This window comes from Leptothrix sp. (in: b-proteobacteria) (assembly GCF_965250675.1).
In the GTDB taxonomy this organism is placed as follows: Bacteria; Pseudomonadota; Gammaproteobacteria; order Burkholderiales; family Burkholderiaceae_C; genus Sphaerotilus.
In genome coordinates this window covers 373,298-390,500 of the sequence record NZ_CBDFPH010000001.1, presented here as the reverse complement: position 1 = coordinate 390,500, position 17,203 = coordinate 373,298, and the positions used below count along the sequence as shown (strand labels likewise).

Below are 17,203 nucleotides of genomic sequence, written 5' to 3'. Positions count from 1 at the left end.
GACGCATGCCGGGCTCTACCCGTCATATCGGCAGGCCGGGATCAGACTTGACCCGCTTGGCCCACGTTCCCGCGCGTCGCGTGCTGCAGCCAGAACCACGCCACCAGCCCGACCGCCATCAGCCCGGCCGACGCCACCGCCAGCGCCACGCTGCTGTGCATCACCAGCGGTGCGATCACGCCCGCCACCAGCGCATTGGCCGCGCTGCCCACGGTGGCCTGCAGCGAGGACGCCATGCCGCGCCGCGCCGGGTACAGGTCCAGCAGCATCAGCGTGACCACCGGCACCAGCAGCGCCCAGCCGAGTGCATAGAGCGGCAGCGGCACCAGCGCCCACGGCAGGCTCGGCGCCGACCACAGGTTGCCGGCCACGTTGAGGGCACTGGCCAGCGCCATCAGCGCAAAGCCGAGGTGGATCTGGCGCAGGCCCACCACCCGCCCGGCCAGCCGTCCGCTCAGCCAGGCGCCGAGCATGATGCCCGCCACCGTGGAGCCGAACAGCCAGAAGTACTCGGTCGGCGCCAAGTGCAGGTGCTCGCTCAGGAAGGTGGGTGCGGCCAGGATGTAGAGAAAGAAGCCATTGAACGGCACGCCCGAGGCCAGCGCCAGCAGCCAGAAGCGGCCGCTGCCGCCGAGTTCGGCATAGCCGCCCATCAGATTTTTCAGATTCAGCGGCTGGCGCTGTGCGGGCGCCAGCGTCTCGGGCAAGGCCCGCCAGATGCCCAGCCACAGCAGCACGCCCACGCCAACCAGAAACCAGAACACCGCCTGCCAGCCCAGGTGCACGAACAGCCAGCCGCCGATCACCGGTGCCACTGCCGGGGCGATGCCAAAGTAGATCGTCACCTGCGACATCATCTTCTGCGCCTCGGCCGGCGGGAACAGGTCGCGGATCACCGCGCGCGACACCACCATGCCCGCGCCGGTCGACATGCCCTGCAGCGCGCGGAAGAACACCAGCGCGCCCACGTGCGTCGACATGGCGCAACCCACGCTCGCCAGCGTGAACACCGCCACGCCGGTCAGCACGATCGGGCGGCGGCCCAGCGCGTCGGCCAGCGCGCCATGGAACAGGTTCATCACCGCAAAGCCCAGCAGGTAGGCCGACAGCGTCTGCTGCATCTGCACCGGCGTGGCGTCCAGCGCAACGGCCATGCCGGTAAAGGCCGGCAGATAGGTGTCGATGGCAAACGGCCCGAGCGTGCCCAGGCTGGCCAGCATCACCGCCAGCGCCCAGCGCGGTGCTTTCCAGAGAGAGTGTGTCGTCATGGATCAGTCCGGGTGGGCGTGTGCGACCAGCGGCTGCGGCCGCACGCGCAAGGCCACCAGCACGCCGGCCACCAGCAGCGCGATGCCCGCCAGCGTGGCCGGCGCCGGCCAGACCTGGCGCCAGATGAAGGCGTAGAGCAGCGCGGCCAGGGTCTCGAAAACGATCAACTGCCCCAGCACCGCCGTGGGCAGGCGCTGGCTGGCCTCGTTCCAGCACAGCGTGCCGACCCACGACGCCAGCAGGCCGATGGTCAACATCAGCCCGACAAAGAACGCCGGGCGCGGGCCCAGCGGCATGGGGAAATCGCCCGCAGTGAACGTCTGCCAGAGCCAGAAACCGCCGTAACCGAGCAGCGCCAGCGGCAGCGTCGTCAACCCTTGAGCGGTCGCCCAGGCGCGCGGGCTGCGGTCGGGGTGCTCGCGCAGCCAGTCGGCGTTGCGCAGCGGATACCAGGTCCAGCAGACCAGCGCCACCAAGGCGAACAGCACGCCGCTGCCATAGCGGCTCAGGTCGGCGTCGGGCTGCTCGCGCAGCGCGGTGAGCTCGACCTGATTGACCAGCGCGATGCCCACGGCGATCAGCCCCAGCGGCGGCAGCAGCCGGCGCCACGGCAGGCGGCCCTCGCCGCTGGTCTTGTCGTGGGACTGGCGCAGATTGGCCGTCAGCGCAATCACCACCGGCAGCGTGCCGATGATGACCGTGGGCAGCGCCCCGCCGGCGCGCTGGATCGCCGACGCCAGGCACAGGTAATAGACCACGTTGCCGACCACCGACAGGCGCAGCGCCTCGCGCCAGTCGGCGCGGCGCAACTGGGCGAGGCCGGCGCGGTCGAACCACGCCAGCGGCAGCGCGATCAGCCCGAACGCCAGATAACGGCCGAACGACTGCAGCGCCGCCGGGTACTCGGGCAGCAGCAGCGGCCCGACGAAGACCAGGCCCCACATCAGGCCAGCGGTGAGTGCAAAAAGGGTTCCGGTCAGCATCAGGGCTCGCACCATACGCGATCGGCGCCTCGCCCTCCCGACAGCGACCCTGTCAGCGCGCAGCCCCGTCCGACCGTTGTGCCTTTCACGCCGGCCCCACCGGGTCATTGGCCGAGGACACTGAATTGAACTGGATCGCCCGACTCATCATCACGTTGACCTTGCTGGCCTGCAGCCTGACGAGCGCCCGGGCCGACGACGCCCACGGTCGCACGGCACGACTGCGCTGGGTCGAAGGCAGCGTGCAACTGGAACGCGCCGACGGCAGCGCGCCGCAGGACAACCGCGACGAGGCGCTGCGCCGCGAATCCGTGCGCAGCGGCGACCTGCTGCGCACCGGCGCGGGCGGACGCGCCGAGATCAGCCTCGGCGCCAGCCGCCTGCGGCTGGATGAAGACAGCGAACTGCTGCTGCGCCGCCTCGACGAGGACCGCATCGTGCTGCAACTGCGGCGCGGCTCGCTGGCCGCCCGGCTCGACAGCCACGCCGATGCGCTCGCCTTCAGCCTCGACACCGATGCGGGCCACCACGAGCCGCTCGGCGCCGGCCTCTTCCGCTTCGACGCCATACGCAGCCGCTGGGACGATTTCAGCGCCACCGCCTGGCGCAGCCCGCTGCGCATCGAGCAGAACAGCGCCACGCTGACGCTGCGCCCCGGCCAGCGCGCCGAGCTGTTCAGCACTGGTGGCTGGCGCCTGACCACGCCGGAATCCGACGCCTTCGCCCGCTGGGGCATGGGCGAAGACAACGCCGCCGACCGGGCCGCTCCGATGCCCGTGCCACCGCCGTACGTGGAGCCGCCCCAGGTCTGGGTCACGCCGCCGCAGGCGCCCGTACTCATCATCGGCGGCGGCTTCCCCCGCCACGAGCCACCGCGCATGCGCCCCTGGCCCGCACCCGCCTTCCCGCCCCCGGTGATGCGCCTGCCCGAGCCCCCCCGGCGCGACCAGGACCGCCATGAGCGATATGAGCGGGACGACCACGCCGACCGCCGACCTCGCAACGACCGGAACAACGTCGCCCCACCGCCGCAACCACCGCGGGGCCTGCCGCCCGGCGGCATCGTGCCGCTGCCCCACCCGGTCCCCAATCCGCTGCAGAACCCGTCGCCGCGACCTCCCGTCGTGCAACCGTCCGAGCCGCAAGGCCCGACCGGCAACCTCGGCCGCATCGTGCAGGACGTGGCCCGGCGCGGTGGGGTCGTGGCGCCCCAGACACCCGCCGCGCCTGCAGCGTCCGCCCCAACGGCAGCGGGCCGGGGTTCACCCCGGCCCGACCGAACTCAGCGCGGCGATGACCGGGGCGGCGATCCCCGCCGCCCCGAGCGCTGATCAGCGCGCCTTGCCCGCCTTCCAGGCGTTCAGCAGGCTGTCATAGGCGATGGTCTCGCCCTTGGGCTTCTCGTTGGCCAGCTTCTTCCAGGGCGCGGCCTTGTCGCTCAGGTACTTGGCCGGGTCGCCCTTGGGGTTGAGCTTGGGCGCGCAGTGGGCCATGCCCGCGCGTTCCAGACGGCTCATCACCTGATCCATCTCGTCGGCCAGCGTGTCCATCGCGCCCTGCGGGGTCTTCTCGCCCGTCACAGCCTGGGCCACGTTCTTCCACCACAGCTGCGCCAGCTTGGGGTAGTCGGGCACGTTGGTGCCGGTCGGCGACCAGGCCACGCGCGCCGGGCTGCGGTAGAACTCCACCAGGCCACCCAGCTTGGGCGCCAGATCGGTCATGGCCTTGCTCTGGATGTCGGACTCGCGGATCGGCGTCAGGCCGACCGTGGTCTTCTTCAGCGACGTGGTCTTGGCGGTCACGAACTGGGCGTAGAGCCAGGCGGCAGCCGTCTTGTTGGCATCGTGGTCCTTGAAGAAGGTCCAGCTGCCCACGTCCTGGTAGCCGTTCTGCATGCCCTGCTTCCAGTACGGGCCGTTGGGGCCGGGGGCCATGCGCCACTTGGGCGTGCCGTCGGCGTTGACCACCGGCAGGCCGGGCTTGGTCATGTCGGCGGTAAACGCCGTGTACCAGAAGATCTGCTGCGCGATCTGGCCCTGGGCGGGCACCGGGCCGGCTTCGCCGAAGGTCATGCCGCTGGCTTCCTTGGGCGCGTACTTCTTCATCCAGTCGACGTACTTGGTTAGCGCGTAGACGGCCGCGGGCGAGTTGGTCGCGCCGCCGCGGGCGACGGACGCGCCCACCGGCGTGCACTTGTCGGCACCGACACGGATACCCCACTCGTCGATCGGCAACCCATTGGGCGCGCCGATGTCGGCGGTGCCGGCCATCGACAGCCAGGCGTCGGTGAAGCGCCAGCCCAGCGACGGATCCTTCTTGCCGTAGTCCATGTGGCCATAGATCGGCTTACCGTCAATGTTCTTCACGTTGTTGGTGAAGAACTCGGCAATGTCCTCATAGGCCGACCAGTTGAGCGGCACGCCCAGGTCATAGCCGTACTTGGCCTTGAACTTGTCCTTCAGGTCCTTGCGGTCGAACAGGTCGGCGCGGAACCAGTACAGGTTGGCAAACTGCTGGTCGGGCAGCTGGTACAGCTTGCCGTCCGGCGCGGTCGTGAACTTGGTGCCGATGTAGTCCTTGATGTCGATGCCGGGGTTGGTGAACTCCTTGCCCGCACCCGCCATGTAGTCGGTCAGGTTCATGACCTTGCCGTAGCGGTAGTGGGTGCCGATCAGGTCGGAGTCGGTGATCCAGCCGTCATAGATGCTCTTGCCCGACTGCATCGAGGTCTGCAGCTTCTCGACCACATCGCCTTCCTGGATCAGGTCATGCTTGACGGTGATGCCGGTGATCTCGGCAAACGCCTTGGCCAGCGTCTTCGATTCGTACTCGTGCGTGGTGATGGTCTCGGAGACCACGCTGATTTCCTTCACGCCCTTGGCCTGCAGCTTCTTGGCGGCGTCGATGAACCACTTCATCTCGGCAGCCTGCTGGTCCTTGCTCAGCGTGCTGGGCTGGAACTCGCTGTCGATCCACTTCTTGGCTTCGGCTTCGCCGGCCCAGGCGCTGTGGCTACCCAGTGCCGCAGCAGCGGCCAGGGCGAGTGCGGTGTAACGCATCTTCATTGCATGTCTCCTCAAGTTGCTTCCCCGTGTGTCGGGATCCACGGCCCCGGGGAAGCTCCGGGCCGGATTCGCGTGAAAAAATCGAGCACGCCGCAGTGGCTCAGCCCTTGCGCATCACCCATGCCAGCACGGCCATCGACAGCACGAAGCTGATCCACACGCTCGGCTCCTGATCCAGGCCGAACCAGCCGGCCAGGCGGGCCGCCATGCCCACGAAGATCAGGTTGATGTACGCGGCAGTCAGCAGGCCGATGAACAGGCGATCGCCACGCGTGGTCGCGATCGGCAGAAAGCCCTTGCGCATCGTCGTGGGCGACTTGATCTCCCACACCGTCATGCCGATCAGCATCAGCACGATGCAGGTAAAGAACACCGCCACCGGCAGGGTCCAGGCCATCCATTCGAACATTTCAGTCTCCTCAGACGCGGCCCATCGCAAAGCCTTTTGCGATGTAGTGGCGGACAAACCAGATCACGATCGCGCCCGGCACGATGGTCAGCACCCCGGCCGCCGCCAGCGTCGCCCAGTCCATGCCGCTGGCGCTCACCGTGCGCGTCATCGTCGCGACGATGGGTTTGGCGTTGACGCTGGTGAGCGTGCGCGCCAGCAACAGCTCGACCCAGCTGAACATGAAGCAGAAGAACGCCGCCACGCCCACGCCGGCCTTGATCAGCGGCAGGAAGATCGTCGCGAAGAAGCGCGGGAAGCTGTAGCCGTCGATGTAGGCGGTCTCGTCGATCTCGCGCGGGATACCGCTCATGAAGCCTTCCAGAATCCACACCGCCAGCGGCACGTTGAACAGCAGGTGCGCCATGGCCACGGCGATGTGCGTGTCCATCAGCCCCACCGTGGTGTAGAGCTGGAAGAACGGCAGCAGGAACACCGCCGGCGGCGTCATGCGGTTGGTCAGCAGCCAGAAGAACACATGCTTGTCGCCCAGGAAGCTGTAGCGGCTGAAGGCGTAAGCCGCCGGCAGCGCCACGGCCACCGAGATCACCGTGTTGATGGCCACATAGATCAGGCTGTTGATGTAGCCCGAGTACCAGGACGGATCGGTGAAGATCGTCGCGTAATTGGCCCAGGTGAAGTTCTGCGGCCAGAGCGAGAAGCTGGAGAGGATTTCCTCGTTCGTCTTGAACGACATCGTCAGCATCCAGTAGATGGGCAGCAGTGCAAAGACGATGTAGGCGATGAGGAAGATCGTGCGCTTCTGGAACGGAGCCTTATTCATGGCCACCTTCTTTCTCGGCGGTGCCGACGCGCTGCATCCAGTTGTAGAGGATGAAGCAGAGCAACAGGATGATGAGGAAATAGATCAGCGAGAACGCCGCTGCCGGCCCCAGATCGAACTGGCCCACCGCCTTCTGCGTCAGGTACTGGCTGAGGAACGTGGTGGCGTTGCCCGGCCCGCCGCCGGTCAGCACGAAGGGCTCGGTGTAGATCATGAAACTGTCCATGAAGCGCAGCAGCACCGCGATCATCAACACCCCGCGCATCTTGGGCAACTGGATGTAGCGGAACACCGCCAGCTTGCTGGCGCCATCGATGCGCGCGGCCTGGTAATAGGCATCTGGAATCGAGCGCAGGCCGGCAAAACACAGCAGTGCCACCAGCGGCGTCCAGTGCCACACGTCCATCACCAGCACCGTGACCCAGGCATGCGTGGCATTGCCGGTATAGCTGTAATCGAAGCCCAGCGCCTGCAGCGTCGCCCCCAGCAGGCCGATATCGGTACGGCCGTAGATCTGCCAGATCGTGCCGACCACGTTCCACGGAATCAGCAGCGAGAGCGCCACCACCACCAGCGTGGCCGAAGACTTCCAGCCCGTGGCCGGCATGGAAAGCGCCAGCAGGATGCCCAGCGGAATCTCCACCGCCAGCACCGACAGCGAATAGACCATCTGCCGCCACAGCGCGGCGTGAAGTTCCTCGTCGCGCATCACGGCAGTGAACCATTCGGTGCCGACAAACACGCGTCGCTCGGGCGAGATGATGTCCTGCACCGAGTAGTTCACCACCGTCATCAACGGCAGGATGGCCGAAAATGCCACGCAGATGAACACCGGCAGGATCAGGAACCAGGCTTTCTGGTTCACGGGTTTCGTCGTTTGGCTCATGCAATGAGCTCCTCGTTCTTGTAGAAGCAGCTGTGCTCGCTGAGCACGCGCAGCCAGACGGTCGCGCCGGTGCGCGGCACATCGGCATCGGGGGCGATGCGGACCTTGACCTCGTGCGGACCCACCCGCGCCGTCAGCATCCAGTAGGTGCCGATGTCCTGCGCACGCTCCAGCACCGCCGGCACCGCACCAGGCGTATGGGCGGCGCACACCGCCAGATATTCGGGCCGGATGCCGAGCTTCAACTCACCCTCGGGCAGGACATGGGCCGCCTCGTTCAGACCCAGGCTGTGGCCGCCCAGGCTCAGCATGCGGCCCTGCGACTGCACCGGCAGGAAGTTCATGCCGGGCGAGCCGATGAAGTGGCCGACGAAGGTGTGCGCGGGCCGCTCGAACAGCGCATCGGCACTGCCCACCTGCACCGCGCGACCGCGTGTCATCACCACCACCTGCTCGGCGAAGGTCAGCGCCTCGACCTGGTCGTGGGTCACGTAGATCAGGGTCAGCTTCAGCTCGTTGTGGATCTGCTTGAGCTTGCGCCGCAGCTGCCACTTCAGGTGCGGATCGATCACCGTCAGCGGCTCATCGAACAGCACCGCCGACACATCGGGCCGCACCAGGCCGCGGCCGAGCGAGATCTTCTGCTTCTGGTCGGCGCTCAGCCCGGCGGCGCGCTGGTCGAGCTGGTGGCTCATCTCCAGCATCTCGGCAATCTGGCCGACGCGGGCCTTGATGCGGTCGGCCGGCACCTTGCGGTTCTTGAGCGGGAACGCCAGGTTCTCGGCCACCGTCATCGTGTCGTAGATGACCGGAAACTGGAACACCTGGGCGATGTTGCGCTGCTGCGGCGTGGCGCGGGTCATGTCCACGCCGTCGAACTTGACGCTGCCGTGCGAAGGCACCAGCAGGCCGGACATGATGTTGAGCATGGTCGTCTTGCCGCAGCCCGACGGGCCCAGCAGCGCGTAGGCGCCACCGTCGACAAACGTCATCTTCAGCGGCAGCAAGGCGTAGTCGCTGTCCTGCTGCGGGCTGGGCTTGTAGCTGTGCGCCAGGTCGAGGTCGATGCGTGCCATGTCAGCGGCTCCCTTCATTGCGACGGGGTGGCGCCAGCAGCAGTTCGCCCTTGGCGTCGAACACATGCACCTGCGCCGGATTCAGGTGCAGCGTGATGGCGCCGCCCAGCTCGAAGTAATGCACGCCGGTCAGCTGCGCGACCAGCTCGCCCGCCAGCGTGGCTACGTGCACAAAGGTGTCGGAACCGGAGATCTCCGCCAGCTCCACCTTGCCTGGCAAGGCGATGTCGCCTTCGCGCGGCCGGGTGCGCAGTGCGCTCGCTCGCACGCCCACCGTCAATGCATGGGCAGCAGCGCCACCCGGCAGGCTGCGCGGCAAGCTCAGATCAAGCTGTGAACCACCTTCGATCCTGACGCCGCCGGCCACCGCCTGCGCCGCGATCAGGTTCATCGGCGGATCGCTGAAAGCACGCGCGACGCGGATCGATGCCGGTGCATGAAAAACTTCGGCCGTCGGGCCGTACTGCAGCAGCTCGCCGGCATCCATCACGGCCGTGTAGCCGCCCAGCAGCAGGGCTTCGCCCGGTTCGGTGGTGGCGTAGATAACGGTGGAGTCGCCCGTGGCAAACAGCTGGCTGAGTTCCTCGCGCAGTTCTTCGCGCAGCTTGTAGTCGAGGTTGACCAGCGGCTCGTCCAACAGCATCAGCGGCGCGGCCTTGGCCAGCGCGCGGGCCAGCGCCACGCGCTGCTGCTGGCCACCGGACAGTTCGGCCGGCAGGCGCTGCAGGAAGATGTCGATGTGCAGCCTGCTGGCGATCTCGCGCACCCGCGCGTCGATGTTCTTCTCGCCGCGCAATTTCAGCGGCGAAGCAATGTTGTCGTAGACCGTGAACGACGGGTAATTGATGAACTGCTGATAGACCATCGCGACGTTGCGCTCGCGCACCGGCGTGCCGGTCACGTCCATGCCGTCGACGGTGACGCGGCCGGTGCTCGGTACGTCCAGCCCGGCCATGATGCGCATCAGGCTGGTCTTGCCTGCCTGCGTGGCACCCAGCAGCACAGTGACCGCGCCGCTTTGGGGTTGCAGATCCATGGCGTACAGCCAGTCGGCTGGGCCGACCTTCTTGCTGATGCCTTCCAGAGCCAGCTTCATCAGACGGCCTTTCGTTGTTGTTGTGAGGAAAACGCCTTTACTGCCGCCGGATGCGCGGCCATCCAGTCGGCCACCGCCTCGCGTTGCGCTGCGCTGTAGTGCAGGCCCAGCTTGGAGCGGCGCCAGAGCACGTCATCCGCGCTCACGGCCCATTCCTCGCGCTGCAGGTAAACCAGTTCGGCCTCGTGCAGGCCGGGCGCGACCTCGGCACCCAGGTCGGCAAGCGCCTGCGCCGGGCCGATGACGCGGTCGATGCGGCTGCCGTAGGCCCGCGCCAGCCGGCGTGCCAGCTTGGCGGGCAGCCAGGCGTGACGCTGGCTCACGGCATGAACCAGTCGCTCGAAGTCGCTGTCAGGGCGAACCGGCACGCCGATCCAGTCTTTCAGGTCGCCACCCGGCAGCGTGGCGCACTCGGTCCAGTGCGAGCGCACATCGCCCAGCATGCGGCCGATGTCGTCGGCGGCGTCTTCGGCCAGCTTGCGGAAGGTGGTGATCTTGCCGCCCCACACGCTGAGCAGGGGCGCGGCATCGGTGTTGGATTCGAGCAGGTAGTCGCGTGTCACGGCGGACGGGTCGCCCGAGGCGTCGTCCAGCAGCGGCCTGACCCCGGCATAACTCCAGACCACGTCACGGGGCTGCACCGGTTGCTTGAAGTAGCGGCTGGCCTGCTCGCACAGGTAGGCGATTTCGTCGGCGCCGATCTGTGCGCCGCGCGGATCACCGTGCAGTTCGACGTCGGTGGTTCCGATCAGCGTGTAGTCGTCCTCGTAGGGAATCGCGAAGATGATGCGCTTGTCAGGGTTCTGGAAGATGTAGGCGTGGTCATGGGCAAAGCAGCGCGGCACGATGATGTGGCTGCCCTTGACCAGCCGCAGGCTCTTGGTCGCCAGCGTTTCACCGCGTGCCGACTGCGCTACGTTGCGCAGGAAGGACTCGGCCCAGGGCCCGGCGGCATTGACCAGCGCTCGGGCCGTCACGGGGTGGGTGCTGCCGTCCGCAGACTGCAGCGTTGCCGTCCAGCCTTGCGCGCTGCGCTGGGCGGCGATGCAGCGGGTGCGGGTGTGCAGGCTCGCGCCGTGAGCTACGGCGTCCAGCGCGTTCAGAACCACCAGCCGCGCATCATCGACCCAGCCGTCCGAATAGACAAAACCCCGCGTGTACTGGCCCTTGAGCGGCGTGCCGACGGCGTGGGTGCGAAGGTCGACGCTGGTCGATGCGGGCAGCACTTCGCGCCGGGCCAGGTGATCGTAGAGAAACAGGCCGGCGCGGATCATCCAGGCCGGGCGCATGGCGGCGTCATGCGGCATCACGAAGCGCAGCGGCCACATGATGTGCGGGGCGCTGCGCAGCAGCACCTCGCGCTCCTGCAGCGCCTTGCGCACCAGGTTGAATTCGTAGTACTCCAGGTAGCGCAGGCCGCCGTGGATCAGCTTGGTCGATGACGACGAGGTGTGCGCGGCCAGGTCATCGCCTTCGACCAGCGTGACGCGCCAGCCGCGCCCGGCCAGGTCGCGGGCGATGCCGCAACCATTGATGCCACCGCCCACCACCAGCACATCGCAGGTGCTGGCGTTCGGATCGATGCGCGACGGGTTCATGGACAAGAGCAGCTCCGGAGTGGTTCGTTTATGTTCGTTTTTATTCGCCTTTTTTCTTTTTAACTCATATTCAGCTTTCGATCACTGGCGTTTACCCGCGATCCTGTTCGTTTGAATTTCGCTTACGCTGCGCGGCCTATGAATCCCAATCCCCGTCAATCCGAGTTGCTCGATGAAGTTCGCGTCCGTGGCGTCATGAGCGTCGAGGCGCTGGCAGAGCGCTTTGGCGTCACGCTGCAGACCGTACGGCGCGATGTGAAACTGCTGGCTGAAGCCGGCCTGCTGGCGCGCTTTCATGGCGGTGTGCGCGTGCCGAGCTCCACCACCGAGAACATCGCCTACCGCCAGCGCCAGGCGCTCAACGCCGAGGGCAAGCAGCGCATAGCGCGCGCGATTGCGCAGGCGGTGCCGCAGGGCTGTTCGCTGCTGATGAACATCGGCACCACCATCGAGGCCGTCGCCCGCGAGCTGCTGCAGCACCGGGGCCTGCGCGTCATCACCAACAACCTGAACGTGGCCGGCATCCTGAGCGACAACCCGGACTGCGAGGTGATCGTGGCCGGCGGCGTGCTGCGCGCGCGCGACCGCGGCGTGATCGGCGAGGCCACGGTGGACTTCATCCGCCAGTTCAAGGTCGACATCGGCCTGATCGGCATCTCAGGCATCGAGGCCGACGGCACGCTGCGCGACTTCGACTTCCGCGAGTGCAAGGTCTCGCGCGCCATCATCGAACAGTCACGCGAGGTCTGGCTGGCCACCGACGCCAGCAAGTTCAACCGGCCGGCGATGGTCGAACTGGCACGCCTGGAACACCTCGACCGCCTCTACACCGACGCCGCGCCACCCGCACCCTTCCCGCAGTTGCTGGCCGAGGCCGACGTGCAGCTCGAAGTCGCGTGACCTGAAGAAAGCACTGCCATGACCTACCTCCTCGCGCTCGACCAGGGCACCTCCAGTTCGCGCAGCATCGTCTTTGACGAGGCGGGCCGCATCGTCGCCATGGCGCAGCGCGAGTTCCGGCAGATCTACCCGCAGCCGGGCTGGGTCGAGCACGATCCACGCGAGTTGTGGAGCACGCAGCTGGCGACCGCGCACGAGGCCATCGCCCAAGCCGGCCTGACGGCGCGCGACATCCGGGCCATCGGCATCACCAACCAGCGCGAGACCACGCTGGTCTGGAACCGCCGCACCGGTGAGCCGATCTACAACGCCATCGTCTGGCAGGACCGCCGGGCCGAGCCGCTGTGCGCCGACCTGCGCCAGCGCGGCCTGACCGGGCGCATCCGGCAGAGCACGGGACTGATCGTCGATGCCTACTTCAGCGCCACCAAGATCCGCTGGATCCTGGACCAGGTTCCGGGCGCCCAGGCTGCGGCCGAGCGCGGCGAGCTGGCGTTCGGCACCGTCGACAGCTGGCTGCTGTGGCAGCTGACCGGCGGCCGGGTGCACGCCACCGATGTGAGCAACGCGGCGCGCACCATGCTGTTCGACATCCGCCAAAACCAGTGGGATGCCGGTTTGCTGGAGGCCTTGAATCTTCCGGCGAGCCTGCTGCCGCAAGCTCACCCGTCGAGCCATGTCTTTGGTGAGAGCGATTCAGGTCTTTTCGGCACGTCGATTCCCATCGGCGGCATGGCCGGCGACCAGCAGAGCGCGCTGTTCGGCCAGGCTTGCTTCAAGGCCGGGCTGGCCAAGAACACCTACGGCACCGGCTGCTTCATGCTGATGCACACGGGCGACGCTTTCCAGACCTCGCACAACGGCCTGATCACGACGGCGGCAGCGCAGATGAACGCCACGCCGCAGTACGCGCTGGAGGGCAGCGTCTTCATCGGCGGCGCGGTGGTGCAGTGGCTGCGCGACGGCTTGCAGGCCATCCAGGGCAGCCATGAGGTGCAAGGCCTGGCCGAGAGCGTGCCCGATGCGGGCGGCGTCATGTTCGTGCCCGCCTTCACCGGCCTGGGCGCACCGTACTGGAACGCCGAGGCGCGTGGCGCCATCGTCGGCCTGAGCCGGGGCAGCACCGTGGCGCACATCGCCCGCGCCGCGCTGGAATCCATCGCCTATCAAAGCGCGGCCTTGCTGCAGGCCATGAACCGCGACACGGTCGAGGCCGGCGGCGTGGCGGTGAGCGAGTTGCGCGTCGACGGCGGCGCCTGCGTCAATGACCTGCTGATGCAGTTCCAGGCCGACCTGCTGGGCATTCCGGTGGTGCGGCCCCGGGTGATCGAGACCACGGCGCTGGGCGCGGCCTATCTGGCCGGGCTGTCGACCGGCGTCTACAGGAACCTGGATGAATTGAGCGCGCAGTGGCAGGTGGAGCGGCGCTTCTACCCGACGCTGCCGCGTGAGCGCGCGCAGGAGTTGATGGCCCACTGGGAGCATGCGGTGCGGCAGGCGGTGGCGGGGTAAGGCCGGCAGGGGGATCAGGCCTCGGCCATCAGATAGCGCGCCGAGCACAGCAGCACCGCCAGCGCAGAGGCGTCGAGCACCACGGCCTGCCGCAGGTGGGCTGGTGCGGCGTGCCGATTGGCCTCGCGAAGCAGGCCGACGTCGATGCGGTCGACGATCTTGGAGAGGTGCCTGCGGTCCACGTTCTGCAGCACGATCACCAGCGCCTCTGCGGTGATCGGGGCGACTGCGTCGTTGTTGCGCAGCATGCGTGACAGCAGCAGCATCAAGGCCGGCAGCCGGGGCGAGGCGAGCCCCTGGCCGCCGCTCTCGATGCCCTCGGTCGACCCCGTCGATGCACCTTCAGGCTCGGCCGCTGCACCGGCATCCAGGCCGGCAAAGAGGCTGCTGGCGCCCGGTACGCGCTCGGACCGCAGGTCGATGTGCAGCCAGGCGACGCTGGCCTGGTCAGGCCAGGCGGTGAGGGAGTGCTGCTCCAGCGCCACCACGTTGCGGAACACCTGGGCCCCCTGCTGATCAGAACGGCTCGCTGGCGAACGGGCATGCAGCCGGAGCCGTCGATCGGACCAGAGCGCCGCCAGGAAACTCATGCCCGCCAGCCGCCACAGCAGCAGCAGCAGGGTCCAGAAGCCGACCGGCCCGTCCAGCAGGGCGAGTTCGTGCCACTGCAGGGCCAGCATCAGACTGGCGGCCATCACGGCCACCCCTGTACTGGCCAGCCAGAACCCACCCAGATAGCCCGAGACCAGCGCCAGCAGTGGCGCAGCGTAAAGCGCCTGCGGCATGACGACGACCACGCTGCCCAGCGCAGCGCAGCACAGCACCATCGCCCCGGCGATGTGCCATGACGGCAGGCGCCAGTGATCCCAGTTGAGCGCAGGCGTCAGCAAGACGGTGCTCAGGCCGGAGGCCGCCGCATACAGCGCGCCGTGACGCAACAACTCCAGGGCGTCCGGCTGCGGCGCCCGCGGCCAGGCCGACCAGCCCGCCCAGAAACTGAGCCACCCCAGCACCGCCATCACGAGGCCGGCCAGCAGAGCCGACGGCAGCACGCAGCGAAAGACGAAATTCGCGCTGGCAGCCATGCGGCGCAGGCGCAACTGGCGCGGATCGTTGGCAATGTCGCGCCACACGCGGCGGGTCAGGACCGCGCTCTGGCGCGCCTGCAGGCTGGCCACCAGGCCCATCAACATCAAGGCGGGAGGCGCCGGCAGCGTTGCGACCTCCAGCGTACGGATCAACCACCCGATGCCACCCAGCAGCAGTGCCAGCACGACGGTCACCCACCAGGCGCGCTGGCGCATGGCCACCAGGGTGGCCGCGCCCACGGCCAGCCAGGGCGGTGGCAACGCTGCCGGCGCGTTGTGCAGCAGCGGTGCCACGGCGCTCAGCAGCAGCACCAGCAGCCACCCCAGCGCCAGGGCCAGTGCCGAAACCAGCGGGTATCGGCGGCGCCCCACACGGGTGGACGGCGCGGTGGACACCATCGGAGATGGCAGCATCAAGGCGGTCCTGCGGCGTCGGACTCAGGCGCCAGCACGACCCGGTTGCGGCCTTGCTGCTTGGCCGCATAGACCGCGGCGTCCGCGCGTTTGAACAGGCTGCGCCGGTCTTCGCCGGCACGAATGGCCGCCACGCCGATCGAGACGGTGATGCGCACGAGGCCGCCGTCCGTGGCGACTTCCAGCGCCTGGATGCGCAGGCGGACCTCTTCGGCCCGACGAGCCGCATGCGACGCATCGGAGCCCGGCAGCACGACCACGAACTCCTCGCCGCCGAAGCGGCAGACCACGTCAGCCCCCCGATGCATCGTGTTGAGCGCATGGGCCAGCGCGCGCAACACGTCGTCACCGGCGGCGTGACCGTGCTGGTCGTTGATGCGCTTGAAGTGGTCGGCGTCCACGACCAGCAACGCCAGCGGCCGCCCATCGCGGTTGCAGCGCTGCAGTTCACGGCTCAAGGTCGCGTCGAGGTAGCGGCGGTTGAACAGCCGGGTGAGCGGGTCGCGAACGCTGGCGTCGCGCAGCCTGGCCTGCAGCAGTGCAGCCTCATCCAGCAGGCGACCCCGCTGGGCACTGAGCAGGCTCAACTCCTGCTCGGCAGATTTACGCAGGGTGATGTCGGTGGCCGCGGCAAAGGCGCAAGGGCGGCCCTCGTACTCGACGACGCGCATCGTCAGCAGGCACCAGCGGGCGGGCGCACCGTTCTGGCCCGGCAACTCCAGTTCCAGATCGCGCAGGATGCGGCTGGCCTGCAGACGCTGCATGACCAGACTGCCAGGCGCGGCATCGGGCAACCAGCGCTGCACTTGCGCGTTGGCATGCCCCTCCATCAGCCCGAGCCAGCCAAGCGCACGCTCGTTGGCATAGACGATCTCGCCATCACGGATGCCGAACATCAGCACCGGAAACGGTGCCACGTCCATCAGGAAGCGGTAGCGCAGCTCGTCGGCAATGGCTTCCTGCTGGCGGGCTCGGATGGTGGCCACCTCGGCCTGGGACGCCAGCTGAGCGCGCCAGAGTGCCCAGATCGTGGCGCACAGCGCCAGCACCAGCCCGATCAGGCCCAGGCGCATCGGGTCAGGCCAGGCCTGCGGCTGAAGGACGGCGGAATCGAACACTAGGCTGTCGATCGCGGCCAGATCCCGCCCCAGGCCGAGTTGCTGCTGCTGCGTGGCGATCTGGCGCCAGCGCTGCATGCTCATGTGCCCGATCTCGATGTCATGGCGGCGGGCCAGGCGGCGCAGCTCCAGCCCTTCGGCCACCAGGACGGCGACGGGCGTGCCGGGCGCGTAGTGCTCGTGGATCAGGCGGGCCGTCCCTTCGATATCGTCGAAGGCGGCCTCCCAGCCCTTCAGGCTGGCAGCGCGAAAACGCGACACCAGCAAGGGATGCGCCGCAGCGAAGCTCGCCGAGGTGAACAGGACCTCGCTGTAGAACTGCGTCAGGCTGCCGGTCTCGATGGCATGGAAAGCCACGCCCCGGCGTTGCAACTCCAGCACTTCATTGCTGAGATAGGCGGCGTAGAGGTCGACCTCACCGCGCGCAAAGGCGTCGGGCGAAAAGCGGGCGGGCAAGGACTGCAACTGCGCCAGCTTCACCCCGGCACGCGCCAGCGGCAGCATCAACTCGGTGGAATCTTCGGGCGTGCCGGCCCACATCACCCGGCCTCGCGCCAGCGCGGGCAGGTTGGGCGCATGGCTCGCCGTCCCGGGGGTCAACCAGACCCGCGATGTGTCCTGCAGCACGGCGGCCAGCGCCACCACGGGCTTTCCGTTCATGCGCGCCGCCGATACGCCGGCATTGCTGACACCGAACTCGGCCTGGCCCTGGAGCACCGCCTCGATGGTGTTCACCCCATGAACGCCGCCGGGCTGCAAGTCCACGTCCAGCCCGGCGTCGCGGTAGAACCCTCGCTGCTGGGCGACGTAGTAGCCGGCGAACTGGAACTGGTGCAGCCAGCTCAGCCGCAAGGTGACCCGCTCGACTGCGCCCGCGGTGCCCGCCATCCCGATCAGGCACAGAAAAAGCAGCGCCCCGGCAGCCCGCCAGCGGCGTTGCGTTGCGCTCGACTTCATTCGTTTTTC

General features: G+C 67.9%; 14 protein-coding genes. 3 read left to right on the top strand and 11 right to left on the bottom strand.

Annotated elements, in window-relative coordinates; all coding sequences use genetic code 11:
• Positions 1–41: 41 nt before the first annotated feature.
• Together AC5IG3_RS01575 and AC5IG3_RS01570 are read right to left on the bottom strand one after the other, a co-directional pair.
• Positions 42–1,268 (bottom strand): multidrug effflux MFS transporter, encoded by a 1,227-nt coding sequence (locus AC5IG3_RS01575; protein WP_491897061.1) that lies wholly within the window; start codon positions 1,266–1,268, stop codon positions 42–44.
• A 3-nt stretch (positions 1,269–1,271) separates the two neighbouring features.
• Complete coding sequence (locus AC5IG3_RS01570) at positions 1,272–2,252, bottom strand: DMT family transporter (protein WP_491897060.1); 981 nt, start codon at positions 2,250–2,252, stop codon at positions 1,272–1,274.
• Positions 2,253–2,377: 125 nt separating this feature from the next.
• On the opposite strand from AC5IG3_RS01570, the gene AC5IG3_RS01565 reads away from it, so the two are divergent.
• Entirely contained in the window at positions 2,378–3,583 is a 1,206-nt protein-coding gene (locus AC5IG3_RS01565; RefSeq protein WP_491897059.1) for a FecR family protein, read from the top strand.
• On the opposite strand, the gene AC5IG3_RS01560 is transcribed toward AC5IG3_RS01565, so the two are convergent.
• From AC5IG3_RS01560 to glpD, 7 genes are all read right to left on the bottom strand, one after another.
• Entirely contained in the window at positions 3,584–5,317 is a 1,734-nt protein-coding gene (locus AC5IG3_RS01560) for an ABC transporter substrate-binding protein (RefSeq protein ID WP_491897058.1), read from the bottom strand.
• A gap of 100 nt (positions 5,318–5,417) precedes the next feature.
• Entirely contained in the window at positions 5,418–5,726 is a 309-nt protein-coding gene (locus tag AC5IG3_RS01555) for a DUF2160 domain-containing protein (protein ID WP_491897057.1), read from the bottom strand.
• 10 nt (positions 5,727–5,736) lie between these two features.
• Positions 5,737–6,549, bottom strand: a complete 813-nt coding sequence (locus tag AC5IG3_RS01550) for a carbohydrate ABC transporter permease (protein WP_491897056.1) — start codon at positions 6,547–6,549, stop codon at positions 5,737–5,739.
• On the bottom strand, positions 6,542–7,435 hold the full coding sequence (locus tag AC5IG3_RS01545; protein WP_491897055.1) for a carbohydrate ABC transporter permease: 894 nt from the start codon (positions 7,433–7,435) through the stop codon (positions 6,542–6,544). Before AC5IG3_RS01545 ends, AC5IG3_RS01550 begins: the two co-directional genes overlap by 8 nt.
• Entirely contained in the window at positions 7,432–8,511 is a 1,080-nt protein-coding gene (locus AC5IG3_RS01540; RefSeq protein WP_491897054.1) for an ABC transporter ATP-binding protein, read from the bottom strand. Before AC5IG3_RS01540 ends, AC5IG3_RS01545 begins: the two co-directional genes overlap by 4 nt.
• Position 8,512: 1 nt before the next feature.
• Positions 8,513–9,607, bottom strand: coding sequence for an ABC transporter ATP-binding protein (locus tag AC5IG3_RS01535; protein WP_491897053.1), 1,095 nt, complete (start codon positions 9,605–9,607; stop codon positions 8,513–8,515).
• Positions 9,607–11,205 (bottom strand): glycerol-3-phosphate dehydrogenase, encoded by a 1,599-nt coding sequence (gene glpD, locus AC5IG3_RS01530; RefSeq protein ID WP_491905027.1) that lies wholly within the window; start codon positions 11,203–11,205, stop codon positions 9,607–9,609. The genes AC5IG3_RS01535 and glpD overlap by 1 nt, the downstream gene beginning before the upstream one ends.
• Before the next feature lie 138 nt (positions 11,206–11,343).
• On the opposite strand from glpD, the gene AC5IG3_RS01525 reads away from it, so the two are divergent.
• The gene (locus AC5IG3_RS01525) at positions 11,344–12,105 is read left to right on the top strand and encodes a DeoR/GlpR family DNA-binding transcription regulator (RefSeq protein WP_491897052.1); all 762 of its coding nucleotides are present in this window, start codon (positions 11,344–11,346) and stop codon (positions 12,103–12,105) included.
• 18 nt (positions 12,106–12,123) lie between these two features.
• Positions 12,124–13,617, top strand: coding sequence for a glycerol kinase GlpK (glpK, locus tag AC5IG3_RS01520; protein WP_491897051.1), 1,494 nt, complete (start codon positions 12,124–12,126; stop codon positions 13,615–13,617).
• A 14-nt stretch (positions 13,618–13,631) separates the two neighbouring features.
• Here the strand turns inward: glpK and AC5IG3_RS01515 are convergent, their stop codons facing one another.
• Positions 13,632–15,119: a hypothetical protein gene (locus AC5IG3_RS01515; protein WP_491897050.1), complete on the bottom strand. Its 1,488-nt coding sequence runs from the start codon at positions 15,117–15,119 to the stop codon at positions 13,632–13,634.
• Positions 15,119–17,194 carry a diguanylate cyclase gene (locus AC5IG3_RS01510; protein ID WP_491897049.1) on the bottom strand — a complete coding sequence of 692 codons (2,076 nt, stop codon included), beginning with the start codon at positions 17,192–17,194 and terminating at the stop codon, positions 15,119–15,121. Before AC5IG3_RS01510 ends, AC5IG3_RS01515 begins: the two co-directional genes overlap by 1 nt.
• Between the last annotated feature and the right edge of the window lie 9 nt (positions 17,195–17,203).

Bases quoted from the DNA above. Each gene is read 5' to 3' on its own strand.
- AC5IG3_RS01550 (WP_491897056.1), bottom strand. From the start codon at position 6,549: ATGAATAAGGCTCCGTTCCAGAAGCGCACGATCTTCCTCATCGCCTAC.
- AC5IG3_RS01515 (WP_491897050.1), bottom strand. From the start codon at position 15,119: ATGCTGCCATCTCCGATGGTGTCCACCGCGCCGTCCACCCGTGTGGGG.
- AC5IG3_RS01545 (WP_491897055.1), bottom strand. From the start codon at position 7,435: ATGAGCCAAACGACGAAACCCGTGAACCAGAAAGCCTGGTTCCTGATC.
- AC5IG3_RS01555 (WP_491897057.1), bottom strand. From the start codon at position 5,726: ATGTTCGAATGGATGGCCTGGACCCTGCCGGTGGCGGTGTTCTTTACC.
- AC5IG3_RS01540 (WP_491897054.1), bottom strand. From the start codon at position 8,511: ATGGCACGCATCGACCTCGACCTGGCGCACAGCTACAAGCCCAGCCCG.
- glpK (WP_491897051.1), top strand. From the start codon at position 12,124: ATGACCTACCTCCTCGCGCTCGACCAGGGCACCTCCAGTTCGCGCAGC.
- AC5IG3_RS01570 (WP_491897060.1), bottom strand. From the start codon at position 2,252: ATGCTGACCGGAACCCTTTTTGCACTCACCGCTGGCCTGATGTGGGGC.
- AC5IG3_RS01535 (WP_491897053.1), bottom strand. From the start codon at position 9,607: ATGAAGCTGGCTCTGGAAGGCATCAGCAAGAAGGTCGGCCCAGCCGAC.
- AC5IG3_RS01525 (WP_491897052.1), top strand. From the start codon at position 11,344: ATGAATCCCAATCCCCGTCAATCCGAGTTGCTCGATGAAGTTCGCGTC.
- AC5IG3_RS01510 (WP_491897049.1), bottom strand. From the start codon at position 17,194: ATGAAGTCGAGCGCAACGCAACGCCGCTGGCGGGCTGCCGGGGCGCTG.
- glpD (WP_491905027.1), bottom strand. From the start codon at position 11,205: ATGAACCCGTCGCGCATCGATCCGAACGCCAGCACCTGCGATGTGCTG.
- AC5IG3_RS01560 (WP_491897058.1), bottom strand. From the start codon at position 5,317: ATGAAGATGCGTTACACCGCACTCGCCCTGGCCGCTGCTGCGGCACTG.
- AC5IG3_RS01575 (WP_491897061.1), bottom strand. From the start codon at position 1,268: ATGACGACACACTCTCTCTGGAAAGCACCGCGCTGGGCGCTGGCGGTG.